The organism is Roseobacter sp. TSBP12, assembly GCF_009129705.1.
Lineage (GTDB): Bacteria > Pseudomonadota > Alphaproteobacteria > Rhodobacterales > Rhodobacteraceae > Celeribacter > Celeribacter baekdonensis_A.
This window is the reverse complement of sequence record NZ_PYIB01000033.1, coordinates 1-24,575: the sequence shown is the minus strand read 5'-3', so window position 1 is coordinate 24,575 and position 24,575 is coordinate 1. Positions and strand designations below refer to the sequence as shown.

At 59.2% G+C, this 24,575-nt stretch carries 22 protein-coding genes, 1 tRNA gene and 3 pseudogenes; 16 read left to right on the top strand and 10 right to left on the bottom strand.

The features are described from left to right. From C8029_RS10635 to C8029_RS10615, 5 genes are all read left to right on the top strand, one after another. On the top strand, positions 1 to 634 hold a 634-nt coding region (locus C8029_RS10635; protein ID WP_152002878.1), incomplete at its 5' end, for an ATP-binding cassette domain-containing protein. 102 nt (positions 635 to 736) lie between these two features. Then, complete coding sequence (locus tag C8029_RS10630; protein WP_152002877.1) at positions 737 to 2,134, top strand: cryptochrome/photolyase family protein; 1,398 nt, start codon at positions 737 to 739, stop codon at positions 2,132 to 2,134. A 112-nt stretch (positions 2,135 to 2,246) separates the two neighbouring features. Then, the gene (locus C8029_RS10625; RefSeq protein WP_009571169.1) at positions 2,247 to 3,491 is read left to right on the top strand and encodes an SAM-dependent methyltransferase; all 1,245 of its coding nucleotides are present in this window, start codon (positions 2,247 to 2,249) and stop codon (positions 3,489 to 3,491) included. Between the two features lie 34 nt (positions 3,492 to 3,525). Next, positions 3,526 to 3,966, top strand: coding sequence for a TrgA family protein (locus C8029_RS10620; protein ID WP_009571168.1), 441 nt, complete (start codon positions 3,526 to 3,528; stop codon positions 3,964 to 3,966). Continuing rightward, on the top strand, positions 3,963 to 4,850 hold the full coding sequence (locus C8029_RS10615; protein WP_157789790.1) for an NUDIX domain-containing protein: 888 nt from the start codon (positions 3,963 to 3,965) through the stop codon (positions 4,848 to 4,850). The genes C8029_RS10620 and C8029_RS10615 overlap by 4 nt, the downstream gene beginning before the upstream one ends. Positions 4,851 to 4,860: 10 nt before the next feature. On the opposite strand, the pseudogene C8029_RS10610 reads toward C8029_RS10615, so the two are convergent. From C8029_RS10610 to cobA, 3 genes and pseudogenes are all read right to left on the bottom strand, one after another. After that, a pseudogene (locus C8029_RS10610) lies at positions 4,861 to 6,092 on the bottom strand (MFS transporter). A gap of 137 nt (positions 6,093 to 6,229) precedes the next feature. Then, positions 6,230 to 7,507, bottom strand: a complete 1,278-nt coding sequence (locus tag C8029_RS10605; protein ID WP_152002876.1) for a cobyrinic acid a,c-diamide synthase CobB — start codon at positions 7,505 to 7,507, stop codon at positions 6,230 to 6,232. Continuing rightward, positions 7,507 to 8,379 (bottom strand): uroporphyrinogen-III C-methyltransferase, encoded by an 873-nt coding sequence (gene cobA, locus C8029_RS10600; protein WP_040402019.1) that lies wholly within the window; start codon positions 8,377 to 8,379, stop codon positions 7,507 to 7,509. The genes C8029_RS10605 and cobA overlap by 1 nt, the downstream gene beginning before the upstream one ends. A gap of 107 nt (positions 8,380 to 8,486) precedes the next feature. Here cobA and C8029_RS10595 point away from each other — a divergent pair, with 107 nt between their 5' ends. From C8029_RS10595 to C8029_RS10570, 7 genes and pseudogenes are all read left to right on the top strand, one after another. Further along, positions 8,487 to 9,530: a cobalt-precorrin-5B (C(1))-methyltransferase gene (locus C8029_RS10595; protein ID WP_009571158.1), complete on the top strand. Its 1,044-nt coding sequence runs from the start codon at positions 8,487 to 8,489 to the stop codon at positions 9,528 to 9,530. Further along, positions 9,527 to 10,263: pseudogene (locus tag C8029_RS10590) on the top strand (cobalt-precorrin-6A reductase). The gene C8029_RS10595 and the pseudogene C8029_RS10590 overlap by 4 nt, the downstream one beginning before the upstream one ends. Next, positions 10,250 to 10,882 (top strand): DNA-3-methyladenine glycosylase family protein, encoded by a 633-nt coding sequence (locus C8029_RS10585; protein WP_152002875.1) that lies wholly within the window; start codon positions 10,250 to 10,252, stop codon positions 10,880 to 10,882. Before C8029_RS10590 ends, C8029_RS10585 begins: the two are co-directional and overlap by 14 nt. Before the next feature lie 48 nt (positions 10,883 to 10,930). Further along, entirely contained in the window at positions 10,931 to 11,587 is a 657-nt protein-coding gene (locus C8029_RS10580; protein ID WP_152002880.1) for an alpha/beta hydrolase, read from the top strand. Positions 11,588 to 11,740: 153 nt separating this feature from the next. Continuing rightward, positions 11,741 to 11,881, top strand: coding sequence for a hypothetical protein (locus tag C8029_RS22035; protein WP_193217640.1), 141 nt, complete (start codon positions 11,741 to 11,743; stop codon positions 11,879 to 11,881). Then, positions 11,859 to 13,445, top strand: a complete 1,587-nt coding sequence (locus C8029_RS10575) for an ATP-binding cassette domain-containing protein (RefSeq protein ID WP_193217639.1) — start codon at positions 11,859 to 11,861, stop codon at positions 13,443 to 13,445. Before C8029_RS22035 ends, C8029_RS10575 begins: the two co-directional genes overlap by 23 nt. Positions 13,446 to 13,634: 189 nt before the next feature. Further along, a complete protein-coding gene (locus C8029_RS10570) occupies positions 13,635 to 14,219 on the top strand; it encodes an HNH endonuclease (protein ID WP_009571153.1) in 585 nt (194 codons plus the stop codon). Positions 14,220 to 14,235: 16 nt separating this feature from the next. Here the strand turns inward: C8029_RS10570 and C8029_RS10565 are convergent, their stop codons facing one another. After that, entirely contained in the window at positions 14,236 to 15,192 is a 957-nt protein-coding gene (locus tag C8029_RS10565) for a radical SAM protein (RefSeq protein WP_152002879.1), read from the bottom strand. Between the two features lie 276 nt (positions 15,193 to 15,468). On the opposite strand from C8029_RS10565, the gene zwf reads away from it, so the two are divergent. From zwf to pgi, 3 genes are all read left to right on the top strand, one after another. Beyond that, the gene (gene zwf / locus C8029_RS10560) at positions 15,469 to 16,923 is read left to right on the top strand and encodes a glucose-6-phosphate dehydrogenase (RefSeq protein ID WP_009571151.1); all 1,455 of its coding nucleotides are present in this window, start codon (positions 15,469 to 15,471) and stop codon (positions 16,921 to 16,923) included. Continuing rightward, positions 16,920 to 17,591 carry a 6-phosphogluconolactonase gene (pgl, locus tag C8029_RS10555; RefSeq protein ID WP_009571150.1) on the top strand — a complete coding sequence of 224 codons (672 nt, stop codon included), beginning with the start codon at positions 16,920 to 16,922 and terminating at the stop codon, positions 17,589 to 17,591. Before zwf ends, pgl begins: the two co-directional genes overlap by 4 nt. A 148-nt stretch (positions 17,592 to 17,739) precedes the next feature. Continuing rightward, positions 17,740 to 19,365: a glucose-6-phosphate isomerase gene (pgi, locus tag C8029_RS10550; protein WP_009571149.1), complete on the top strand. Its 1,626-nt coding sequence runs from the start codon at positions 17,740 to 17,742 to the stop codon at positions 19,363 to 19,365. 79 nt (positions 19,366 to 19,444) lie between these two features. On the opposite strand, the gene C8029_RS10545 is transcribed toward pgi, so the two are convergent. The 6 genes and pseudogenes from C8029_RS10545 to C8029_RS10520 form a co-directional block, all read right to left on the bottom strand. Continuing rightward, positions 19,445 to 19,738: an SCP2 sterol-binding domain-containing protein gene (locus C8029_RS10545; RefSeq protein ID WP_009571148.1), complete on the bottom strand. Its 294-nt coding sequence runs from the start codon at positions 19,736 to 19,738 to the stop codon at positions 19,445 to 19,447. A gap of 112 nt (positions 19,739 to 19,850) precedes the next feature. Next, positions 19,851 to 19,924, bottom strand: a tRNA-Gly gene (locus tag C8029_RS10540). A 79-nt stretch (positions 19,925 to 20,003) separates the two neighbouring features. Continuing rightward, positions 20,004 to 22,046: an ASKHA domain-containing protein gene (locus C8029_RS10535; protein ID WP_152002873.1), complete on the bottom strand. Its 2,043-nt coding sequence runs from the start codon at positions 22,044 to 22,046 to the stop codon at positions 20,004 to 20,006. After that, positions 22,043 to 22,612: a pseudouridine synthase gene (locus tag C8029_RS10530; protein ID WP_009571146.1), complete on the bottom strand. Its 570-nt coding sequence runs from the start codon at positions 22,610 to 22,612 to the stop codon at positions 22,043 to 22,045. Before C8029_RS10530 ends, C8029_RS10535 begins: the two co-directional genes overlap by 4 nt. 52 nt (positions 22,613 to 22,664) lie before the next feature. Next, a pseudogene (locus C8029_RS10525) lies at positions 22,665 to 23,650 on the bottom strand (methyltetrahydrofolate cobalamin methyltransferase). 3 nt (positions 23,651 to 23,653) lie between these two features. Further along, a complete protein-coding gene (locus tag C8029_RS10520) occupies positions 23,654 to 23,962 on the bottom strand; it encodes a virulence factor (RefSeq protein WP_009571144.1) in 309 nt (102 codons plus the stop codon). Positions 23,963 to 24,236: 274 nt separating this feature from the next. Here C8029_RS10520 and C8029_RS10515 point away from each other — a divergent pair. Then, positions 24,237 to 24,575: Ppx/GppA phosphatase family protein (locus C8029_RS10515; RefSeq protein ID WP_502707593.1), on the top strand; the 339-nt coding region annotated here is incomplete at its 3' end.

Sequence of the window (24,575 nt, the reverse complement as noted above, 5' to 3'; positions counted from 1 at the left end):
GTCCGGGTCGGGCAAATCCACCATCGGCCGGTTGCTGTTTCGGTTTTACGAGGTCACCGGCGGATCGTTGCAGATCGACGGTCAGGACATTCGCGATGTGACGCAAAACAGCCTGCACGCCGCCATCGGCGTGGTGCCGCAGGACACGGTGCTGTTCAACGACACGATCCGCTATAACATTGGCTATGGGCGTGATGGGGCGAGCTATGAGGAGATTGTCAAAGCCGCGCAAAAGGCCCGGATTCACGATTTCATCATCGGCCTGCCAGACGGCTACGAGACCCAGGTGGGCGAGCGCGGGTTGAAACTGTCGGGCGGGGAAAAACAGCGGGTGGGAATTGCCCGCACGCTGCTCAAAGACCCGCCGATCCTGTTGCTCGATGAGGCGACCTCGGCGCTCGACACCCAGACCGAGCGCGATATTTTGGACGCGCTCAAGGCCGCTGGCGAAGGCCGCACCGTGATCACCATTGCGCACCGGCTCTCCACCGTGGCCGATGCCGATGAAATCGTGGTTCTGGAACAGGGGCAGGTGGTCGAGCGCGGCACCCATGAGGGGCTGTTGAACGCCCATGGCAAATACGCGGCGATGTGGGCGGCACAGGCCGAAGACCGCGACGAGGCGGCGGCGTGATCTGAGTATTTGGACCATGGTAAGGGCCTTGGTCAAAATATTTCCTGCCAGAGTGATCCACGGCCAAGGCGCACGCGTAACCATTTGGAACGCGGAGAGAAAATGACGTCAATTTGGTGGATCCGGCGAGACTTTCGCCTTTCAGACAACCCGGCTTTGGTCGCGGCGGCTGCTTTGGGCGCGGTTGTGCCTGTGTTTATTTTCGATGACACAGTCGCGGATTTGGGTGCGGCGCCGAAATGGCGGATGGGGCTTGGGTTGGCGCATCTGATTGCGCGGATTGAGGCCTTGGGCGGGCGGGTTGTCCTGCGCTCTGGTGCGGCCTCTGAGGTGCTATTGCAGCTGGCCGACGAGCTTGGGGCCGAGGGCGTGTATTGGAATCGTCTGTATGACAAAGCGGCGATTGCACGCGACACGGCCGTCAAATCGGCACTGAAAACTGCGGGGATTCAGGCGCAATCCTCAAACGGTCATCTGTGTTTTGAGCCCTGGACGGTGGAGACCAAAACCGGCGGCTATTACAAGGTCTACACGCCGTTTTGGAACACGGTGCGCGCGCGCAGCGTGGCGGATCTTTTGCCTGCGCCGGATGTGATTTGGCCACAGGATTGGCCCAAGAGTGAGGCGCTGGTCGATTGGCAAATGGGGGGCAAGATGCAGCGCGGGGCGGCGGTGGTTTTGCCCCATTGTCACATTGGCGAAGCAGCGGCTTTGGCACGGCTTGATGCGTTTATCGAGCGCCATGTCGAGGCCTATAAGGCCAAGCGCGATTTCCCTGCGGAGCCGGTGTGTTCGGGCCTGTCGGAGAACCTGACCTACGGCGAAATATCACCGCGACGCATATGGCACGCAGGATGGCATGCGATGGAGGCAGGGGCGGCAGGTGCCGAGCATTTCCTGAAAGAACTCGTCTGGCGCGAGTTTGCCTATCATCTGTTGTATCGCGAACCGGATTTGGCCCATCGCAATCACCGCGAGGGCTGGGATGAGTTTGACTGGCGCGGCGAGAATGACGACGCCGAGGCGTGGCGGCGCGGGCGCACCGGGGTGCGGTTTGTCGATGCCGCGATGCGCGAGATGTATGTCACCGGGGTGATGCACAACCGGGCGCGGATGATTGTGGCGTCGTTTTTGACCAAACATTTGCTGACTGATTGGCGGATTGGCCGGGCGTGGTTTGAGGATTGTTTGATTGATTGGGATCCGGCGGCCAATGCGATGGGATGGCAATGGGTGGCCGGATGTGGCCCCGATGCCGCGCCTTATTTTCGGGTGTTTAACCCCGATGGTCAGGCCGAGAAATTTGATGCCGATGGGGCCTATCTGCGGGCGTGGATTGCCGAGGGAGAGGCGGAGCCGAGCGAGACAGCTTTGTCCTATTTCGCGGCGGTGCCCAAAAGTTGGGGCCTGTCTCATCAGGATCGATACCCGGAGCCGATCATTGGGTTGAAAGAGGGGCGCGTGCGGGCCCTTGCGGCCTATGCGCGGCTCAAACCGTGACGAAACGCGAATTTATGCTATATTTGGGGGTAAAACGGGGCGGAATATGCCGCCACATCCACACTCCAAGATGAACCACAAGACGACGCTACAGGGATAAACGGAGGCCAAGATGCTTGATCACACCACCCGGCCGGCACAGGCCAAAGAGGTGTTTACCTCAACAGAGGGGCAGGGCAACCTGCCGCGATATTTCACTCAAGTGTTTGATGTTGCGACCAATATGTCGCGCGGGCGGTTGGATTTTGTGATGCCGGATGGGCGGGTGTTTCGCGCCGAAGGGCGCTCGACGGGACCTGTGGCCGAGATTCATGTCCACTCGGACGATGTCTTTGCCCGGCTCATCCGCGAAGGCGATCTTGGGTTTTGCGAGGATTACCTTGATCAGGGCTGGAGCACACCGGATTTGATGGCGTTCATGGACCTGCTTCATGCCGACAATGATGATCTTTACGACGGGTTTCCGGGCATGGCCTTTGTGCGTGCCTATGAGCGGATGCGCCATTGGTTGAACACCAATTCCAAACGTCAGGCCAAGAAAAATATCTCTTATCACTATGATCTGGGAAATGATTTTTATGGGCTTTGGCTTGATGAGACGATGACCTATTCCTCGGCTTTGTTTGAGGAGGGGCAACAGAGTTTGGAAGCCGCGCAGATCGCGAAATACGCCTCTATGGTCGATGAAATGGGCGTGAAACCGGGCGATCATGTGTTGGAGATTGGCTGTGGTTGGGGTGGGTTTGCCGAATATGCGGCGGGTCAACGGGGGCTCAAAGTCACCGGGCTGACGATTTCTGAGGAGCAGTTTAAATTTGCCGCCGAACGGATCAAAAAAGCGGGCCTGTCGGATCGCGTGCAACTCAAACTTCAGGATTATCGTGACGAGCGCGCCCAATATGACGGCATTGCCTCGATCGAGATGTTCGAGGCGGTGGGCGAAAAATACTGGCCAACCTATTTTGGCACCCTGCGCGACTGTTTGAAACCGGGGGGCAATGCGACGCTGCAAATCATCACGCTGCAAGATCGTCGGTTTGAGGTTTACCGTTCTTCCGTTGATTTCATTCAAAAATACATCTTTCCGGGCGGCATGTTGCCCAGTCCCACGGTGCTGCGCCAACAGATCGCCAAATCCGGGCTTGAGTTTGTGAAATCCAAGGAATTTGGCGAAAGCTACAGCGTCACATTGCGGCGCTGGCATGAGGTGTTTAACGCCAAATGGGATCAGATCGAAGCGCTGGGGTTTGATGATCGGTTCCGTCGGATGTGGAATTTTTATCTCGCCTCTTGCGCTGCGACCTTTCACAGTGGAAATTGCGACGTAACGCAGATTACGATGACCAAGCCCTCGTGACCTCCTTGCGCTCACAATTCCAAAGCAGGTGCCTATGCCCACAGCCGCAAAACTTGTTTCTTCGATCTGGTTTGCCCTTTTGGCATGGTTCGCGGCGGAATTGGTCAAAAACCATCTCCCCGATGGCACACAGGTGGGATTCATGTCCTATATCAGTGGCGGATTTGGGCTTTTGACCGGCTGGATATTTATGGGCAAACGGGCGGGCGACACGATGCGCGCGGCCTATGGCTATGGTCTGTCCTCGTCGATCATCCTGGCGTTTTGGAGCGTGTTCTATTTCGCTTTTGAAACCATGATACACCGCTCGATGTCGCATCGCTATCACGGTCCGGGGGATGCGCTGGTGTCAATGGTCGGCTTGATGGGCGAATATGGGCTCTATCTGATCAAACCGGATGTGTTGACCATTCTCATTGTTGGCGGTTTTTTTGGCGGTTGGATCACGGAAAAGGCGGTGCGAAAATGGGCGTGACCGATCCCCTCATGGACCCGATGCCGCCGCAGTATAACGCCCTTTCAGATCGCTACAGCCCAGAGCAAATCACCTATCTGTATGAGGTGATCCATGGCGAGGAGACCTATCTCACCGAGGCATTTTTGCGCGCAGCCGCCGAGGAGGTGGTGCTGTATATCGGGCAAAAACCGGCGGGTGAGCTGCGCGCGCTGCGTATGATGATCCTGATCCGGGCTTGGGCGCGCTTAAGGGCCCGCCGTGGCACACGACCCCGTGCCAGTGATCGCTGCGACATGACGCGCCATGATGTCACCGAAACCAACCGCCAGATCCCTTACACCTCCTTTTTTGCCGTGGATGAAACCCATCTGACCCACACACGGTTTGACGGGGGTACCTCCGGCGAAATGCGTCGTGCGGCGTTTTTGATGGCGGATGCGGTGACGGTTTTGCCCTATGATCCGCTACGAGACCGGGTTTTGGTGATCGAGCAATTCCGTTTTGGTCCCTATGCGCGCGGCGATGCGCGGCCATGGATGTTGGAACCCATTGCGGGGCGGGTGGATGCGGGAGAGACAGCGGAAAACACCGCCCGGCGCGAGGCCGAGGAAGAGGCCAGCATCACCGTCAAGGCGCTGCATAAAGTCGCCGAATATTACCCCTCAAGCGGCGCGATGACCGAATATGTGCTGTCCTATATCGGCATTGCCGATCTGCCCGATGATGTGACCGGAGTCGGTGGGCTTGAGAGCGAACATGAAGACATTGCCTCCACCCTGATCAGCTTTGATCGGTTGATGCAGATGTGCGATGCGGGTCAATTGGACGTGGGTCCGCTCTATCTGTCGGCGCTGTGGTTGGCCCGGCACCGCGATCGTCTGCGCGCCGAGGCCGGGGTTTAAAGTCCAAGCCTCACTTGGATTTCGGTTGCATCCAGAGCCAAATCAACGCCCCACCCGCCAAGGTCAGCAGCGGGATCATCGCAAGGTTGACGGCGGTCCAGCCGTCCTGCGCCGAGCCGCCGGAACAGTTCATCAACCCACCTGAGGCCAAGGAGGCCATGGTCACGCCGCCAAAGACCAAAAGGTCGTTGAGGCCCTGAATCCGGCCACGTTCAGAGGCTCATGCGACGAGGACAGCATCGCCGTGGCACCGATGAAGCCAAAGTTCCAACCGATCCCCAAAAGCACCAAAGCGACAAAGAAATTCTCGATATCGACGCCCATCATGCCGACAATTCCGGCGGCTCCGAGGATCACAAGCCCGGTGGCCATGATCCGTTCGACGCCGAATTTCGAGATCAGAAACCCGGTGAAAAACGATGGCAAGAACATCGCCACAACATGGGCAGAGACAATATCGGCGGCGGTGTTTTGTTCAAAGCCACAGCCGACCACGGCCAGAGGTGTGGAGGTCATCACCAGGTTCATCAGGGCGTAGGACACCATGGCGACGATGATCGCCACCAAGACCCGAGGTTCGCGCAACAGTTCGCGCCGGGAGCGGCCAACGACATGACCATGGGTGGAGACGGGCGGTTTCGGGATGCGCAGGAACAGGAACAAGACGGAGCCGATGACGTTGATCGCGATCACCGCCAGATAGGTGCCAAGGAAGGGCACGACCATCGCCTGAGAGGTGAGTTTGACCAATTGCGGGCCAATGAGGGCCGAGGCCAATCCGCCGGCGAGCACATAGGAAATGGCTTTCGGTTTGAACGCGTCATCGGCGGTGTCGGTGGCGGCAAAGCGAAAAAAGCCTTGGGACGATTGATAGACCCCGGTGAACAGGCCGCCAACCACAAACAGCCAAAAGTTTTGCTGCAACAGCGCCACGGCGCCAATGGAGGCGCCAATCGCGCCGGAACCGGTGCCGATCCAAAACCCCGCACGGCGGCCATAGCGCTGCATGGCCGCTGACAAAGGCGTCGCCGCCAACATCGAACCCAAGACAATCGCGGAGATCGGTAAAGTGGCAAAGCACAGGTTTTTGGCCAAAGATTGCCCGGCCAGCCCGCCAATGATGAAGATCATCGACATCTGCGCGCCCAAAAACGCCTGTGCCATCACAAGGATGTACACGTTGCGACGGGCGCGGGCGGGATCGGAGGTCATGACGTGTTCTGGCATGGCGTGCTCGGGCATGGGGAACTCTTGCGGATCTGTGAATATGTCGGACCGGGTGTAACGGGCGCAGGCCCGGTTGGAAAGCCGCGTCTTTCAAGGGGTCGCTTTGCGATTTTTGCCTAAGCCCTGCGTGGGCTTGGTTCAGGCGTCACCGATCAGGCGCGATCAATCAGATGCAAGAAGGACCCGGCCACCGAACCGTTGATTAAACCTTGTGGCCCAAGATCGGTGTTTTCGGCGTCCCGCACTTCAAAAAGCGGCTGACCCGTGGCTTTGATCGTGCTGGCGTAGTGAAATTCATGCGCGGTCCACCCCCCCGGGAACGGCCCGGATGCGGCCACCGCGTGACGATAGCCCAAATGCAATTTTCGCGCGGCAAAGGAGGTCTCAAGCGCCAAAAGCCCGGCCATTTTATGCCGCACCCCGTCTGCGTCGATCAAGCCGTCCCCCAAAACCATATAGCCACCGCATTCTCCGTACACCTGACGCCGTGCCGCCGCTTCGCGCAGGCCTTGCAGGAACACATGCGAGGCGGCGAGGCGTCCGGCGTGCAACTCCGGGTAGCCGCCGGGCAAATACACCAGATCGCAGGGCGGCGGGGCCTCGTTGGCCAGTGGCGAAAAGAAACGAATTTCTGCGCCTTGGTCACGCCAATCGGTCAAAAGATGCGGGTAGGCAAAGGCAAAGGCTTGGTCTTGCGCCACCGCGACGCTTTGGGCGGGGGGCGGTATGCGTGGGCTGTGCTCCGCGCCTGTGATCGGAGCTGCCAATTCCAGGATCGCCTCCACATCCAAAGCCGCCTCAACCGCATCGGCGGCGGCATTCAAAAAGGCCTCCAAATCCGGGCGTTCCCCGGCCTGAACCAGACCAAGGTGGCGATCCGGGTGGGTCAAGCCCGAGGATCGGGGCAGGGCGCCGAACACCGGGAGGCCAGAGGGGGTCAAGGCGCGCAGCAGCATGGTTTTATGGCGCTCGGACCCGACCTTGTTGAGGATCACGCCCGCCACATGCACGCTTGGATCATGCGCCACGAACCCGGCCACGAGAGGTGCGACAGACCCGGCCATGCGCGACGCATCGACCACCAAGATCACCGGGATGTTGAACAGCCGGGCCAGATCGGCGCATGCGCCTTTGCCCTCGGGCGGCGCCCCATCGAACAGGCCCATTGCGCCTTCGATGATCAGGGTGTCACCGTCTCTTTCTCCACCCGCCAAGGCGCGCAACCGATCCGGTCCCATCGCCCAAGCGTCCAAATTCGGACAAGGTGCGCCACAGGCGGCCTCATGAAACCGCGGATCAATGTAATCGGGGCCAGATTTCGCACCACGCACATTCACGCCGCGCCGTTTGAGGGCGCGCAAAAGGCCAAGGGTCAGCGTGGTTTTGCCAGAACCGGAACTGGGCGCGGCGATCAACAGCCCGCGCGTCATCACCGGTCCTCGGCGGGTTTGCCACGACCCAGCGGATCAAGATTGCGCGGGGTCTCACCACGGGCCAAGGCTTGCCAATCAAGCACCTGACGCATCAACACCGAGCGCCCGATACAGATGATCGCGGGCGGTTCCATGTGGTTGGCGGCAATGTCGTCGACCATCGCGCCCAAAGTGGTTTCCAACACCTGTTGATTGGGCGTTGTGGCTTGGGACACCACGGCGACAGGTTCGTCCTTTGGGCGGCCCGCGTCCAACAGACCCTTTTGGATCGTGGGCGCGTGTTTCATTCCCATATAGATCACCAACACGCCCGACGCACGGTTCAAAGCGTCCCAATCCAGCGTGTCCGGGGTTTCACCGCGCTGATCATGGCCGGTGACAAAGGTCACCGATTGATTGACGTCGCGATGCGTCACAGGAATGCCGGCATAGGCCAACCCCCCGATCCCCGCCGAAATCCCCGGCACGATGCGCACATTGACGCCATGCTGGATGAGGGTCTGGGCCTCTTCGCCGCCGCGGCCAAAGACAAAAGGATCGCCGCCTTTGAGGCGCAACACCCGTTTGCCCGCGTGCGCCAAATCAACCAGTTGCAACGAAATATCGGCCTGTTTTGCCGACGGTTTGCCGCCGCGTTTTCCGGCGTAAATCTGTTCGGCCTCAGGGCGCGCCCACTCAAGGATCAAGGGCGACACCAGCGCGTCATAGACGATCGCATCCGCCTGTCTGAGCGCATGAATTGCATGCAAGGTCATCAGCCCCGGATCACCGGGACCGGCACCGCAAAGCCAAACCCATCCGGGTTCAAGGGTGGGCCATGTGCCACCGGGAAGCGTCAGCGTGGAGTCGGTCAAGATGGATTCGGTCATGATGGATTTATGACGGGTGAGAGGGGGTTTGACAAAGCGTTTCAACCCGTGGCTTGCGCGAAAAACACCGTGGTCAATCTGACGTGCCTCGCTTTATAGTCGCGGCAATGACGGATGTGACCAAACCTTTGCGCCGTGGCTGGACCACGGGGGCCTGTGCGACGGCGGCGACGCGTGCGGCGTTGATGGCGCTATGGGGGGAGGGATTCCCTGAGAAACTGCGGATCACCTTGCCCAAAGGCGAGCGACCGGAGTTTGCGCTCTCCTACCGCGCTGAAGGGCCGGATTGGGCCGAAGCCGGTATCATCAAGGACGCGGGCGATGACCCGGATGTCACGCACGGCGCGGAAATTCGCGCGCGCGTGTCGGTGTCAGGTGGCGGCGTGGTGTTCAAAGCGGGCGAGGGCGTCGGCATGGTGACCAAACCCGGTCTGCCGATCCCGCCCGGTGAACCCGCAATCAACCCGGTGCCGCGCCAGATGATGACGGATCAGGTCACGGAGATGGCCGCGCGACTGGGCCAATCTCCCGATGTTGAAATCACGATTGCGATCCCCGGTGGGGCAGAAATTGCGCAAAAAACATGGAACCCGCGGCTTGGCATCAAAGGCGGTTTGTCGGTCTTGGGCACCACAGGCATTGTGCGGCCGTTTTCCTGCGCGGCTTGGATTGCCTCGATCCATCGCGGCATTGATGTGGCGCGCGCCGAAGGGTTGACCCATGTGGCGGGTTGCACGGGCGCGACGTCCGAGCGGGTGGTGCGGGGGTTGTATGATTTGCCCGAAGGCGCGATGTTGGACATGGGCGATTTCGCCGGTGGGATGTTGAAATATCTGGCCAAACACCCGGTACCGCGTGTCACCATTGGTGGCGGCATTGGCAAAATCGCCAAGCTGGCGCAGGGCGAGATGGATTTACATTCCAAACGCGCGCAGGTGGATTTCGCCTTTTGGGCCAAAGAGATGAATGACCCGGAACTTGCGCAATCGAACACGGCATTGGAAATGTATGAGCGTAAAGGGGCTGACTTTGCCGTTGCTGTGGCGCAAAAGGCCTTGGCGGCGGTTGAGGCGCGGTTCGGCGGGCGTGGAACCACGTTTGACATCGTGGTGATCGACCGCACAGGCGAGATCATAGGACGGGCAGAATGATCCTTTTATTGGCGGGCACAACCGAGGCGCGCATTCTTGCGGGCTATATGGCCGAGGCGGGGATCAAAACCGTGGCCTCTTTGGCCGGGGCCACGCGCACACCTCTGGCGATGGCGGTGGAGACGCGGGTCGGCGGCTTTGGCGGGGACGCCGGGTTTGAGGCCTATTTGGACGCCACGGGCATCACCGCCGTGATTGACGCGACCCATCCATTCGCCGCCCAAATCACCGCCCGCACCGCGCGGATTTGCGCCGGGCGCGGCCTGCCGTATTTGCGCTATGACGCCCGGGCTGGCGCTCACGTCCGGGGGATGCCTGGCATGAGGTGGCGGATTACGCGGGTTTGTCGACGATCATCCCGGTCGGCGCGCGGGTGTTTTTGGCAACAGGCCGGCAAAGCCTGACCCAGATGGCGCATTTGGCGGATCGGCAATTGATTTGCCGGGTGATCGACCCGCCAGAGGCACCGTTTCCCTATCCCAATGGGGAGTATGTCATTGGGCGCCCGCCGTTTTCCGAAGGCAAGGAATTGGAGACATTGCGCGCACTCAAACCCGATTGGATGGTGGTGAAAAATGCAGGCGGCGCGTCTGGACGCGCGAAATTGGACGCCGCGCGTCAGCTTGGGATTTCGGTGGCGATGATTGCGCGCCCTGCGGTGCCTGCGGGGATCGAGCGGCGCGAACAGATGCTTGATGCGTTGGAATGGGCGGCGGCACATGGGCGCACATAGGATCATCACCTGCGAGGCGGATGTCACCGAAGGCGCGGCGTGGCTGGCCGAGTATGATCCGCGCTTTGCCCATGCCTTGCACCTGACCGGGCCTTTGCCGCTCCGGCGCAATAAAGACGGGTTTGAACAGCTTTTCGCCGCGATTGTCAGCCAACAAATCTCTGTCGCCGCCGCCAATGGCATCTGGGCGCGGCTCAAAACCGCAAAGCTGACCGGGCCGCGTAAGATCATGTGGGCCAGCGAGGACGAATTGCGCGCCTGTGGCTTGTCACGACAAAAGGTGCGTTATGCCAAGGCGCTGGCCGAGGCACGGATTGATTTTCGCGCGCTCCGGGAGGCGCCGACGGATCAGGTGATTGCCACGCTGGTCGATGTGCCGGGCATTGGCGTGTGGACCGCTGAAATTTACGCAATGTTCTCATTGGGCCATGCCGATGTTTTTGCGCCGGGCGATTTGGCGCTGCAAGAGGCGGCGAAGATTTTGTTCGATTTGCCGGAGCGGCCAAAAGAGCGGGTCATGCGGCAGATGGCCGAAGACTGGACCCCATGGCGCGCGGTTGCAGCGCGGCTGCTTTGGGCCTACTACCGGGTGCAGAAACAGCGCGAAGGCGTGCGGTGAGACGTGATTTGAGACAGGGGATGTGACGTGACCAATCTGACCAACCATATGAAAGACAGCCTGTCGGGCCGGGTGAATTCCATTGTCGTGTTCGTGCATGGCTACGGCGCGGATGGCAAAGACCTTTTGGGGCTGGCGGACCCTTTGGGCGAACATATGCCCGATACGGTGTTTTTCTCGCCCGACGCACCCGAGCGTTGCACCGGAAATCCGATGGGATTTCAATGGTTTCCGATTCCTTGGATTGATGGATCGTCCGAGGAAGAATCTCGCGACGGCATGATGCGTGCGGTCGATGAATTGAATGACTATCTCGACAATATCATGGTCGATTACGGCATCGAGGCCGATCAATTGGCGCTCGTCGGCTTTTCTCAGGGCACGATGATGTCGCTGCATGTCGCGCCGCGCCGCGAGGATGCGATGGCCTGTGTTGTCGGCTTCTCTGGCCGCCTTTTGGAGCCGGAAATGCTCGGCGATGAGATGCAGGTGAAAATGCCGGTTTTGTTGCTGCACGGCGATGAGGATGATGTGGTGCCGCCGCAAGCCTTGCCTGAGGCCGGGCAGGCGTTGCAGGACGCGGGCTTTGAAACCTACGCCCATATCATGCGCGGCACGGGCCATGGGATTTCGCCGGATGGGCTCTCCGTGGCTTTGGCGTTTTTGCGTGAAAAACTGGGCTATGACGTGCCGTCCAAGGGATAATTGGGGGATAAATCCGGCATTTACTTGTTTTGTCGGCGGAAATTAGCGCTCTTTTCATCTTTTCGCCCAAAGCTGGACCTGCATATAGGTCCAGCCCCTTGACCCCGGGCCTTTGAGTGTTACATTTCTATTGTTAGCTAGGAGGGCTGAAAAATGGACCTGATCATGACCACCGCAATCGCCTTTGGTGCAACTGCTGTCATGGTGGCCTATGCCCTCATCTCGAAGTCTCAGCATCCGACTGAGCAACGTCTCCCTATCCGCATCCGCGTTGAGGACCGTCGCAAGCGTTAAGGCGTCCGCGACCACCCACCCGACTGTCCGGCAGAGATTTGATCTGACGCTTGGCCCCGGTGTGACCGGGCTTGTCGGGCGCAATGGATCAGGGAAATCCACGCTTTTAAATTTCATCGCGGGCCGCGTTGGCGCGCCTTTGGTGACGGGGACCTGTACCTGTTCCCATCCTGTACGGCTGTTGGATCAACAGGCCGCGCTTTCGATGCGTCTGATGGATCTCTTTGGGGTCACGGAACCGCTTTTGGACCTGTGGCGCGCGTTGCGCGGCGAGGCGACCAAGGCGGCATTCGAGGCGATAGATTGGACACTCGAAGAGCGGCTTTTGGTGCAGCTTGATCGGTTCGGCTTGTCCGATGTGGAGCTCAACCGCAGGCTCGGTACGCTGTCCGGCGGTCAACAGCTGCGCGCCCGTTTGGCCGCGCTGTTTTTCGATGCGCCGGAAATCGTTCTCCTTGATGAGCCGACCAATGCGTTGGACCGCGACGGGCAGGCGATGGTGGCGCAGGCGCTGCGGGATCACAGTCGTATTCATGGTGGCATCGCGTGTGTCGCCAGCCATGATCGCCACCTGTTGGATCAGATGGATCGAATCGTGTCGCTGGACCCGGACGGCGGGGTGACGGTGTTTGGCGGGGGCTGGACGGCGTTTGCGGCGGCGCGGGATGCGGATTTGGCGCGATTGGAGCAGGCGTCCACGCGCATGCAACGGCAGGAAAAACAGACCGAGGCAAAACGGCGGGAGTCTGCCGCGCGCCAAGACCGCCGGGCCCGGCAAGGGCGAAAGCTCAGAGACGGGTCACAGTCGAAAATGCTCTTGGACAAGGCGAAAGAGGGCGCGCAAAACAGTGCTTCGGGACGGATCATGGCCGAGGCGCGTAAAAAGGCGGCTCTTGAGGGTGAGCGGGCTGAGATTGCCCAAAAGATCGAGGTCAAAACCCCGGTGCATATGGATTTCCCCGCGGTTCATCTGCCGCCCACAAAGCAGATATTGCAGCTGGGAGATGCGGTGTTTGCGGTTGGGGGGCAGCACATTGGGCCGATCAATCTGAGCATGGTCGGCCCGGCGCGGTTGCGCGTCTCTGGGCCGAACGGGGCCGGGAAATCAACGCTTTTGCGGGCGATTTCCGGGGAAATTGCGCCGATGTCGGGACAGGTGAATCGCTTGGTGCCCTGTGCGATGTTGGACCAAAATGGCGGGTTTGACCAAGACACTGGGTCTTTGATCGCGGCGGCGGAGCAGGCCTTTCCATCGGTTGCCGAGGCGCAATTGCGCGCGTGTCTGGCCCGCGCCGGGTTTCGCGGCGATGCGGCCCATGCGCCGGTGCAAGAGCTGTCGGGCGGCGAAAAAATGCGGGCGCGGATCGCGCTTTTGGCCGCGAGCCCGGAGGTGCCGCCGCTTTTACTACTTGATGAGCCGACAAATCACCTTGATCTCGCCGCCCTTGAGACGCTTGAATTGGGGCTGTCACAATGGCGCGGTGCGATGATTGTGGTGACCCATGATGACGTATTTGCCCAAAAAATGGCGTTTACCGACGTGATTTCGGGGCCTTTTGCCTAATCTGTGGGCCAGAGAGGCGCGCGCTCCGTCACAGAGGCGTCACGAACACGCGATAAAACGCAATGGAGCAGACCACATATATACAGGGGCTTGTCAGGTTTAAGCCGCGATATATAGTGGAGACATATGAGGGACGGGGTGTCCCGTCCTTGAACCCAAATGGTCGCAAGGCGGGATTGGTGCGTGAGGATGGACGGAGATTTCAGAACACATTTTGTGCGCGAGCCGAATGCGGTGAAGGCTCATTCGGCCTTGGTGCTCAACGCGGATTATCGGCCCTTGTCCTATTACCCGCTGTCGCTTTGGCCATGGCAAGAGGCGGTGAAGGCGGTGTTTTTGGACCGGGTGGATATTGTCGCCGAATATGACGACTATGTGCATAGCCCGAGTTGCAGGATCAAAATCCCCTCTGTTGTCGTCCTCAAAGATTATGTCAAACCTCAAAAGCGCGTGGCCTTCACGCGCTTTAATTTGTTTTTGCGCGATGAATTTTGTTGCCAATATTGCGGCTCGCGCGGCGATTTGACCTTTGATCATGTGATCCCACGGGCGCGTGGTGGGATCACATCCTGGGAAAATGTGGTGGCGGCCTGTTCGCCATGCAACCTGAAGAAAGGGTCAAAATCCCTGCGTCAGGTGGGCATGTCTTTGCGCAAGCCGCCGCGCCCGCCGGTGTCCGAGGAGCTGCGCAATATGGGGCGGAAATTCCCGCCGAACCATTTGCATGAAAGTTGGATCGACTATCTCTATTGGGACAGCGAATTGGACGCCTGAGACTTTGGAGGCGACATTAAGCCGAACAGGACGCCCCACCCAAGACACAGAATTTCGCACAATGCGGGTGATTGAGCGCCACATCCCCCGCAGCCTCAGACAATGTCGCGCCCAGGTCAAATTCCGGTGCATAGGGCAGGAGCGTGCAGGCCACGACTGACGGTGCGGACCCTTTGCGTTTGACCACCATCCGGCTTGAGGCGCACATCACATCGCGCGGCGATTTGTTGAGAATGCCCCAACAGGCGGTGGTGATTTCGGGCACCTCGACAGACATATCCATTTCTGGGAAAATCACTGTCTTTCCGGGGTTATACGCGTCGATCTTATAGTCGTTTTCCGCAAAGAGCCGCGCAAATCCGGTCCGCGCGTCCTGATCCGTTTCATGCCAAAGCGAGCGCGCCGCCACGGCCAAAGTCAGCCCCGCATCCCGCGCCCAATCCATGCCCGCCAAGGTCTTTTGAAAACTGCCCGCGCCGCGCATCTCATCGTGGTTGGCCTCGGACCAATGATCGAGCGACACCCGCAGCGTCAGCTTGCCGGGAAACGCGTCATTGAGCGCCACAAGCCCGGTTTTGACATGCGGGCGCTGCATCGGCTGCATGGCATTGGTCAGGATCAACACCTCATAGCCCCGGACAAGCGCCGCCCGCGCCATCGCAATCATATCCGGGTTCATAAACGGCTCGCCACCGGTAAAGGCAATCTCGCGCAGGCCCCACTTCAAACCGTCGAGCTCGTTCAAATAGCTCTCAACCTCCGCAACCGTCAGATAGGCCAGCGCATCATTGGTCGGCGAGCTGTCGATATAGCAATTGACGCAGGTGATGTTGCACAATGTACCCGTATTGAACCACAGGGTTTGCGGATCAGTAAGGGCGACGGTGGCCCGCGCGTCGCCTTTGGCGGTTCGTTTTGGGTCTTGGAATTTGCCAAGATTGGTGGCGGGCTGGGGCGTGTCCAAGTCTTTCATTATGTCTTTCATCACGTCTTTCATAAAAGTCTCTGCGGGCTTTCTGGTAAGGGCTCTGTGTTTTGAGATCAGAGTTTGATCAGGCTAAAGCCTCGGTGCCGTTGTGAAAAGAGCGCACAATCGGATGCACAGGGATGTGAATTGCCGCTTTGGAAAAACTCAGGCTTGAGAGAGGGCAAAGCGGTGCTAGACTCTGAGGTGCCATCGCGGTAAATGATCCGCGTTAGCGCTAACGCCTCATAAGCCCCAATGCTGCGGGCCGAAAGGAACAGACATATGGCTTCTCGCGTCATTCCGGTCGAGGATTTCGACCTCGTGATTTTTGGTGGTACGGGTGATTTGGCCCGGCGAAAAATTCTACCGGGGTTGTATCGCCGGTTTTGTTCTGGCCAGATGCCGGAAACCGCGCGGATCATTGGCGCCGCACGGTCCGAGCATGACACCGCAGAGTTTCGCCAGATTGTGCGCGACGCGATCCGCGAGTTTTCCAAAAAGAACGAGTGTGATGACGCGTTGATCGGTACGTTTTTAGAGCGGCTGCATTACGTTCAGGTCGACGCCAAAGGTGAGGATGGCTGGGGTGATCTGCGCGACTTGATGCGCAAGGATGTGGTGAAAGCCTATTATTTCTCGGTCGCGCCCAGCCTGTTTGGCGATCTGGCCGAGCGGCTGCAAGCCCATGGCATTGCCGACGAAGACGCCCGTATCGTGGTTGAAAAACCGTTTGGGCGTGATCTGGCCAGTGCCAAAAAGCTGAACCAGGACCTCGCCAAACATTTCGACGAAACACAGATTTACCGCATCGACCACTACCTTGGCAAAGAGACGGTGCAAAACCTGATGGCGGTGCGGTTCGGCAACATCCTGTTCGAGCCGCTGTGGAATTCGCAATATGTCGATCACATCCAAATCACCGTGGCCGAAACCGTCGGCGTGGGCGGGCGCGGTGAATATTACGACAAATCGGGCGCGATGCGCGACATGGTGCAAAACCACCTGATGCAGTTGTTGTGCCTGATCGCGATGGAGCCGCCGTCGCGGTTTGACCCGGATGCGGTGCGCGACGAAAAGCTCAAAGTCATTCGCGCGCTGGAGCCGATTGATCACCATCACATTGTGCGTGGTCAATATGATGCCACCGAAACCGAACCGTCCTACCGCGAAGACGCCGGTGATCCGCGGTCGCGCACCGAAAGTTTCATCGCGCTGCGCTGTATGATTTCCAACTGGCGGTGGGCGGGCACGCCGTTCTATCTGCGCACCGGCAAAAAGCTAAAAGCCCGCGCGTCGGAAATTGCCGTGGTGTTCAAAGACGCGCCGCATTCGATCTTTGGCGAAGAGGCCGGGCGGCACGCCAATGTGCTGTCCATTCGGTTGCAGCCCAATGAGGGCATGACGTTGAAAGTGACCATCAAGGAGCCGGGTCCGGGCGGGATGCGCCTGATTGATGTGCCGCTGGATATGAGTTTTGCCGATGCCTTGGGCGAGGAGGCGGATGACATTCCAGATGCCTATGAACGGCTGATCATGGATGTCATTCGCGGCAACCAAACCCTGTTCATGCGCGGCGATGAGGTCCAAGCCGCCTGGGCCTGGACCGATCCTTTGATCGAAAGCTGGGAAGCGCGTTCTGACGTTCCGAAACTTTATGACGCCTATTCCTCTGGCCCCGAGGACGCGGCGATGATGCTTCACCGGGAAGGGCGGCGCTGGCGGGAGATTAAGGAATGAGTTTTATCGAATACCCCGACCGCGAGGTGATGCAGCTTGATCTGGCCAATAAGATTGCCGGAGAATTGCGCAGCGCTTTGGACCATCAGGACCGGGTGAGTTTTTGCGTTTCTGGCGGCTCCACGCCGGGGCCGGTGTTTGACACGCTCTCGGACGTGAGCTTGGACTGGGACCGGGTGGACGTGTTGCTCAATGACGAACGTTGGGTGCCTGAGAGCTCTGAGCGCTCCAACACCGCCATGCTCAAACGTCGCCTTTTGGTGAACAAAGCGGCACATGCACGCCTGATCCCGCTCTATGCCGATGTGCCCACGCCTGAGGACGGTTTGGCCGGGTTGATGCCCGCGATCGAGGCGATTTTGCCGATCAATGTGCTGCTCTTGGGCATGGGCGACGATATGCACACCGCAAGCCTGTTTCCCGGTGCGGATCAATTGGGCCTGGCGCTCTCGGATGAAGCGCCAACGCTTTTGGCCATGCGCGCGCCCGGTGCGGCCGAACCCCGGATCACCCTGTCGGCGAACGCGCTCAAAACCGCGATTTCGACCCACATTCTGATCACCGGCGAAGGCAAGCGCAAAGCCTATGAGGCCGCCCGCGATCTGCCCGCACAGGATGCCCCCGTGTCGGTGTTTTTGCCACAAGCGCATGTTCATTGGGCGCCTTGATCATTCCGGGGGCCTTGGGCGCAAAAGAGACGCCTGAACGCGCCGATTTCAAGACGCCTTTAGCAAGATTGAAACAAATCCAGTATAAGCGAGGTGACGCAAGGGTTTGACGATCCGGTCAAATCGGTGCCCGCCCAAAGGAGACCAAATGTCCGTTGATTTTGCAGCACTCAAAGCGCTCCATGCCACTGCGGGAGACCGTCACATCCTTGAGCTTTTTCAACAGGATGAGGACAGGGCTTCGCGGTTTTCGGCCATAGCGGATGGTCTTTTGTTTGATTATTCCAAAACCAATATGGATGACTCTGCGCTTGCGGCTTTGATGGCGCTTTTGGAGGTTGCAGGCGTCGCAGAGAAACGCGAAGCGATGTTCTCGGGTCAAAAGATCAACGACACCGAAGGCCGCGCCGTCTTGCACACAGCCTTGCGCAATCTCGATGGCGGCGAGGTCTTGGTTGACGGCAAGGATGTGATCGCGGGCGTGCGTCACACACTGGCGCGGATGGATGATTTTGCCGACCGGGTGCGGCGTGGGTCGATCTCCGCCTATTCCGGTGCGCCGTTTGAGGATGTGGTCAATATCGGCATCGGCGGCTCGGACCTGGGTCCGGTGATGGCCTATGAGGCGCTCAAACCCTATGAGGATGGCCCGCGCTGTCATTTCGTGTCCAATGTCGATGGCGCCCATATCAACGACGTGCTCAAGGGGTTGAACCCGCAAACCACGCTGGTGATTGTCGCCTCGAAAACCTTCACCACGATCGAAACCATGACCAATGCCAAAGCGGCGCGCGATTGGTTGGTCAAAGCGGTCGGCGAAGAGGGGATTTCCAAACATTTTGCCGCCCTTTCCACCGCCAAAGACAAAACAGCCGCCTTTGGCATCGACCCGGATCTGGTCTTTGGTTTTGAGGATTGGGTCGGCGGACGCTATTCGGTTTGGGGGCCGATTGGCCTGTCCTTGATGTTGGCGATTGGACCGCAAAAATTTGCCGAATTCCTGCGCGGTGCGCAAGCGATGGACACGCATTTCCGCACGGCTGAGTGGCAAGACAACCTTCCGGTGCTTTTGGCGCTGGTCGGGATTTGGCACAATCAGGTCTGTGGTTACGCCACCCGTGCGGTTTTGCCCTATGAGCAGCGTTTGGTGCGGCTTCCGGCCTATCTGCAACAGCTTGAGATGGAATCAAACGGCAAAGGCGTGGCGATGGATGGCACGGATTTGCCATTCAACAGCGGACCGGTTGTCTGGGGCGAACCCGGCACCAACGGGCAACATGCGTTTTACCAATTGATCCACCAAGGCACGCGGGTTGTGCCCTGTGAATTTTTGGTCGGGCGCTTTGGTCATGAAAAAGGGCTGGAGCATATGCACGAGCTCTTGGTGTCCAACTGTCTGGCGCAATCTGAGGCCTTGTTGCGTGGCCGGTCGCTGGATGAGGCGCGCGCGATCATGGCCGCCAAAGGGTTTGAGGGCGCGGAATTGGAACGGCAAGCCCGCCATCGCGTTTTCCCTGGCAATCGTCCGTCGACCACGCTGGCCTATGAAAAACTCACACCGTTCGTTTTGGGGCAAATCGTGGCGCTTTATGAGCATCGGGTGTTTGTCGAGGGCGTGATCCTTGGCATCAACTCGTTTGATCAATGGGGGGTTGAGCTGGGTAAGGAGCTGGCGCTGGCGTTGCAGCCGGTTTTGGCGGGCGAGGCGGATGGTGCGGGCAAAGATGGTTCGACGCTACAATTGGTGCAATATTTGCAGACCAAAACGGCCTGAACCCTCTAAAAATAAATGCAAAAAGGCGCCTAATGTAGCGCCTTTTCTGTGTGTTATGTGGTTATTTTAATGTGACACCTTAACCAAACATCGCACCAAATTTCATCGCGGTTTTCGCATCTCCGGCGATCTTCAGCTTGCCAAACAACGCCGCTTTCATCGGGTTCAAAGTCCCGGCGAGAATTTTCTCAAAACTCTCCTGATCGGCCATGATCGCGCAATCGGCGCGTGCGTCAGAGACCTCGACCCCTTGGCCAAAAATCACCAAATTGCCCACGTCCTTGATCCGCAGCGAGACGGATTTTTCAAAATTTTCACTCTCAAGCCGCTGCAACAACGCGGCCTTGGCGGTTTCTAAAAATGGATGTGTCATGTGGCGTCTCCCCTTTAAATCAATCCCTAGCGTGGACAGAGGCGATCGCCCAGAGAGACGCTGCGTCGAAACGCGATGTCTCCTGCAAAATTCGGGGATCAAATGGGACGTTTGGAGCGGGTAACGAGAATCGAACTCGTAACTAAAGCTTGGGAAGCTGCCGTGATACCTTTTCACCATACCCGCGCGCGTGTGGGCCTAGGTAGTCAAACCGCGCGCGGCGGTCAAGTGGATTTGCACCAAACCGCGCGCAAGTTTTATCCTTTTACCGCCGCCGGCGTCGTCCTGTGCCGCCGCTTGAGCCGCTGTTAAACGACGGTTCGGGCAGGGGGACCACGGCACGCAACCCGGTGAACGGGTCGGTGGCGTGAGGGATGGCATTGGCGGCGACGAAATGTTCCTGAAACCGTGGTTCAATCGCGGTTTCGATCTTGGTGATCTCATGCACCAAGGCCTCCACCTCGCGGCGTGAGGCCACGTTCAAAAGCGCGATCTGTGCGCCCGTGCCCGCCGCATTGCCCGCACTTGTGACATGCTCCAACGGGCAATCCGGGATCATGCCCAAAACCATCGCGTGTTTTGGCGAAATATGTGCGCCAAAGGCCCCGGCCAAAACCACGCGCTCCACTTTGTCCGAGCCAAATTCATCCATCAACAGCCGCGCTCCGGCGTAAAGCGCGGATTTGGCCAATTGGATGGCGCGAATGTCACCCTGAGTGACCGAAATCACCGGGCCGCCGTCTTCTGATCCGTCATGGATCAAATAGCTGTGGGTGCGGCCTTCGGGGCGGGCGCGCGCGGTGCCCGTGGCCTCGGCCGATCCGATCAAACCATTGGCATCGACGATCCCGGTCATGCGCATTTCCGCCACCGCCTCGATGATCCCCGATCCGCAAATGCCAGACACGCCAGTGACCGCCGTTTGTGTGGTAAACTCGGGATCATCGGACCACAGGTCACAGCCAATCACCTTAAAGCGCGGTTCTTTTGTGGTGGGGTCAATCTCCAACCGCTCAATGGCGCCGGGCGCGGCGCGTTGGCCGGATGAAATCTGTGCCCCTTCAAAGGCCGGTCCCGTCGGAGAAGAGCAAGCTAAGACACGGGTTTTATTTCCTAAAATGATCTCAGCATTGGTGCCCACGTCGACAATCAACGTCAGCGGATCACGTTTTTGCGGCGCTTCCGAGAGCGCCACGGCTGCGGCATCCGCGCCGACATGGCCCGCGATCAAGGGCAGGATATAGACTTGGGCTGCGGGGGCGAAGCTCAATCCCAACTCAGCGGCAGACAGGTCCATCGCGGAATTTGTCGCCAGCGCAAAGGGCGATTGCCCCAAAGGAGTCGGGTCCAACCCCAAAAGCAGGTGGTGCATCACCGGGTTCATCACGAACACCGCTTCAAAAATATCCGTGACCTCAATCCCGGCCTCACGCGCCAACTCCTGCGCCAGCGTGTTCATCGCTTCGCGCACCGCGGCCGTCATGTCGGCCGCCCCCGTGTCATTCATCATCGCATAGGAAACCCGCGACATCAGGTCTTCGCCAAAGCGGATTTGCGGGTTCATCACCCCGCCCGAGGCCTTGACCTCACCGGTGGTCAGATCGGTCAAATGCGCGGCGATGGTGGTGGACCCGAGATCGACCGCCAGACCGTACAGCGATGGCTCCGTAAAGCCCGGCCAGACGCCGACCAGTTTGATCACACCCGTGCGCGCCGTGTTGAGCGCCACGGTGATCTTGTAACCCCCTTTGATCAGAGCGGCTTGCATCGCGATCAGCATCGGGATCGGCAAGGTCTGGGGCAGGGTGACGGGATCAACCTGCCATTGCTCAAACAGTGCCGTTTTCAACCGTTCCCAATCGCCCGTGGGCGCGTGCATATCGGCCTCTTCGACCTCGACATAGACGGCGCGGGTGGCCGGGTCCATTTCGATCACGCGTGTGGTTGCGGCCTTGCGCACCACCTGTTTGTGGACCTGACTTTCCGGCGGCACATCCAACACCACATCGCCTTGGATACAGGCCTGACAGCCCAAACGCCGCCCGGGTTTCAGCCCGCGCACCCGGTCATAGCGCTCTTCGACGGTGTTGACATCACTCAGCGCGCCCGGGTCGGCATGGATGCCATGTTTCGCGTGTTCGCCAAAGGACGGCTGTACCTGACATTTCGAACAAATCCCGCGCCCGCCACAGACCGAATCCAGATCGACACCCAATTGCCGCGCGGCTTGCAACACCGTGGTGCCCGGCGCCACATGGCCGCGTTTGCCCGAGGGGGTGAAAATCACCAGAGGATCTGAGTTGCTCATTTCGAACCTTTCAAAGGATCATCGTCACGCCAAGCGCCGCTTTCTAAACCGTCCAAGGCCCAAGGTCCGATGGAAAGGCGGATGAGCCGCAGGGTCGGAAAGCCGACATGGGCCGTCATCCGCCGGACTTGGCGATTGCGGCCCTCGGATATGGTCAGTTCGAGCCAGGAGTCTGGCACGGATTTGCGGTAGCGCACCGGCGGGGTGCGCAGCCAAAGCCAATCGGGTGCATCGACGCGGCGGGCGCGGGCAGGGCGGGTCATGCCATCTTTGAGCATCACACCTTGGCGCAGCTCTTTCAAAGCGGCCTCGTCCAGATTGCCCTCAACCTGCGCCAGATAGGTCTTTTCCATCTTGTGACGCGGGTTGGAAATCCGCGCCTGTAGTGCTCCGTCATCGGTCAATAGCAAAAGCCCCTCACTGTCGCGATCAAGCCGCCCAGCGGGGTAGACTTTGGGCACAGGAACAAAGTCCGAGAGGGTGCGACGGGTTGTCCCTTCGGTGCCTTTGTCGGTGAACTGCGAGAGCACATCGAAGGGCTTGTTCAGGCAAATCAGCCGGGCCATGCGCGTACTCCTGTCTTTACTGTGATCCAAATACTCGATGGTTGACAGCGATTTACCGACGACGGCGCCCACCGCCGCGACGCCCACCACCAGAGCCTGCCGAGGCAGAGGCGGTTGCCGCTTCGGCAAAGGTCGCGCCTTCGGCCACGGCATCCATAATCCGGGCAAAGCTGATCCATTTGGTGCCGTCGGGGTCGTGGTTCATCAACAGGTTGGCGGCGCGAATTGCCTCCATTTCCTGAATGCGGACCGGGTTCATGATCGCGGAGGTCATGCCCGCGCAATCGCCATCGGCAAGAACGCCGCGTTGATGCCGTGACGATGTGGCAGACCAAAGGAGACGTTTGATGCGCCGCAGGTGGTGTTGACGCCCAGCTCATCGCGCAGACGACGCACCAAGGTGAACACCTGCTGGCCCGCCGTGCGCATGGCACCGATGGGCATCACCAGCGGATCAACCACGATGTCATGGGCGGGAATGCCATAGTCGGCGGCGCGTTGGACGATGCGTTTGGCAACCTCAAAACGCACATCCGGGTCCTCGGAAATCCCGGTGTCATCATTGGCAATCGCCACGACCGGCACGTTGTATTTTTTCACCAGCGGTAGCACGCGCTCCATCCGTTCTTCTTCGCCGGTCACCGAGTTCAACAGCGGACGGCCCTCAGCGGCTTCAAGCCCCGCTTCCAAGGCATCCGGCACCGAGCTGTCAATGCACAAAGGCACATCGACGATGGCCTGAATGCGCGCAACGAGTTCGCGCATCAGCGGCGGCTCAACGAAATTATTGTCAGCATAGCGCGGGTCTTCGGCCATTTTGTTGGAAAACACCGCACCCGAATTGATGTCCAAAATGCTGGCACCACAGGCGACCTGTTCCAAAGCATCGCGTTCGACGGTGGAAAAATCGCCCAGCTCCAATTCCGCCGCAAGTTTTTTGCGGCCCGTCGGGTTGATGCGTTCGCCGATCACGCAAAACGGTTCGTCAAAGCCGATCACAACGGTTTTGGTTTTGCTCTCAATCACGGTGCGGGTCATGGTCTATCCTTTAGCGGCAGGCTCGCGCCCGTCATTGTCAATGAGGGCTTTGAGCCGCTCTTTATCATAGGCCGCATCCAATGCGGCGGCTTTTTCATCGGCGGCCTGTTGTGGCGCGCCCTCGCAACTCACGGTCTCGTCACGCCATTCGGCCATGTACGCATCGCCATCGGTCGCACCGATGCGCATCGCCACCCGGTCGATCGCCTGTTCGAACCGCTCGGGCAACACCGCGCGTGCCGCACGACGCCCGCGCCCAACACGGACCTGTGCGGGGATGTCGCGCCAATAGATGATGGTCATATCCGACATGAGAGACCCTTTGCGCCTTATAAACTCAGCATAAACTCTGCCAAACGCATAAAAGAAAGGACCGGGACACGAAAGGGTTGGTTGGCGCAGGGGGGCTGAAAAATTCTCATCAAGATCATGAGCCGCGCGCGGGCTGCGGCTTGGCGATCACGATTTTCACAGGGGCCGGACGCGCGGGCACCGAAATCGTGAAGGCTTAGGGCCAGAAGGTGTCTTGCCGGATGTGCAGAAATCCGCTTATGGTAGGGGTAACTTGATATGGAGGGCGTGTGATATGACGCCCAAGCGTCCCACTGGTGCGGGCGCGTTCCCGAAAGCGGTCGAGACCCCCGCGCCTCTACTTGCCGACCCGGCGGAGCTTTATGCTGCGTTAGACCTCGGTACAAATTCGTGTCGCATGTTGATTGCCCAACCCAAGGGCAGTCAGTTTCATGTGGTCGACAGTTTCTCGAAATCGGTTCAACTCGGCTCCGGGTTGGAATCGTCTGGAGCTCTGTGTCGATCGTCGATTTCGCGCACGATTCAGGCCCTGCGGGTCTGTCGCAAGAAACTTGAGAAACATGATGTCAAACGGATGCGATTGGTCGCAACCGAAGCCTGTCGGCGGGCGAAA

What these genes read in the sequence shown, in the direction of transcription:
- C8029_RS10630 (WP_152002877.1), top strand. Translation starts at nt 737, where the DNA reads ATGACGTCAATTTGGTGGATCCGGCGAGACTTTCGCCTTTCAGACAAC.
- C8029_RS10625 (WP_009571169.1), top strand. Translation starts at nt 2,247, where the DNA reads ATGCTTGATCACACCACCCGGCCGGCACAGGCCAAAGAGGTGTTTACC.
- C8029_RS10620 (WP_009571168.1), top strand. Translation starts at nt 3,526, where the DNA reads ATGCCCACAGCCGCAAAACTTGTTTCTTCGATCTGGTTTGCCCTTTTG.
- C8029_RS10605 (WP_152002876.1), bottom strand. Translation starts at nt 7,507, where the DNA reads ATGACGCGCGGGCTGTTGATCGCCGCGCCCAGTTCCGGTTCTGGCAAA.
- cobA (WP_040402019.1), bottom strand. Translation starts at nt 8,379, where the DNA reads ATGACCGAATCCATCTTGACCGACTCCACGCTGACGCTTCCCGGTGGC.
- C8029_RS10595 (WP_009571158.1), top strand. Translation starts at nt 8,487, where the DNA reads ATGACGGATGTGACCAAACCTTTGCGCCGTGGCTGGACCACGGGGGCC.
- C8029_RS10585 (WP_152002875.1), top strand. Translation starts at nt 10,250, where the DNA reads ATGGGCGCACATAGGATCATCACCTGCGAGGCGGATGTCACCGAAGGC.
- C8029_RS10580 (WP_152002880.1), top strand. Translation starts at nt 10,931, where the DNA reads ATGAAAGACAGCCTGTCGGGCCGGGTGAATTCCATTGTCGTGTTCGTG.
- C8029_RS22035 (WP_193217640.1), top strand. Translation starts at nt 11,741, where the DNA reads ATGGACCTGATCATGACCACCGCAATCGCCTTTGGTGCAACTGCTGTC.
- C8029_RS10570 (WP_009571153.1), top strand. Translation starts at nt 13,635, where the DNA reads ATGGACGGAGATTTCAGAACACATTTTGTGCGCGAGCCGAATGCGGTG.
- C8029_RS10565 (WP_152002879.1), bottom strand. Translation starts at nt 15,192, where the DNA reads ATGAAAGACTTGGACACGCCCCAGCCCGCCACCAATCTTGGCAAATTC.
- zwf (WP_009571151.1), top strand. Translation starts at nt 15,469, where the DNA reads ATGGCTTCTCGCGTCATTCCGGTCGAGGATTTCGACCTCGTGATTTTT.
- pgl (WP_009571150.1), top strand. Translation starts at nt 16,920, where the DNA reads ATGAGTTTTATCGAATACCCCGACCGCGAGGTGATGCAGCTTGATCTG.
- pgi (WP_009571149.1), top strand. Translation starts at nt 17,740, where the DNA reads ATGTCCGTTGATTTTGCAGCACTCAAAGCGCTCCATGCCACTGCGGGA.
- C8029_RS10545 (WP_009571148.1), bottom strand. Translation starts at nt 19,738, where the DNA reads ATGACACATCCATTTTTAGAAACCGCCAAGGCCGCGTTGTTGCAGCGG.
- C8029_RS10535 (WP_152002873.1), bottom strand. Translation starts at nt 22,046, where the DNA reads ATGAGCAACTCAGATCCTCTGGTGATTTTCACCCCCTCGGGCAAACGC.
- C8029_RS10530 (WP_009571146.1), bottom strand. Translation starts at nt 22,612, where the DNA reads ATGGCCCGGCTGATTTGCCTGAACAAGCCCTTCGATGTGCTCTCGCAG.
- C8029_RS10520 (WP_009571144.1), bottom strand. Translation starts at nt 23,962, where the DNA reads ATGTCGGATATGACCATCATCTATTGGCGCGACATCCCCGCACAGGTC.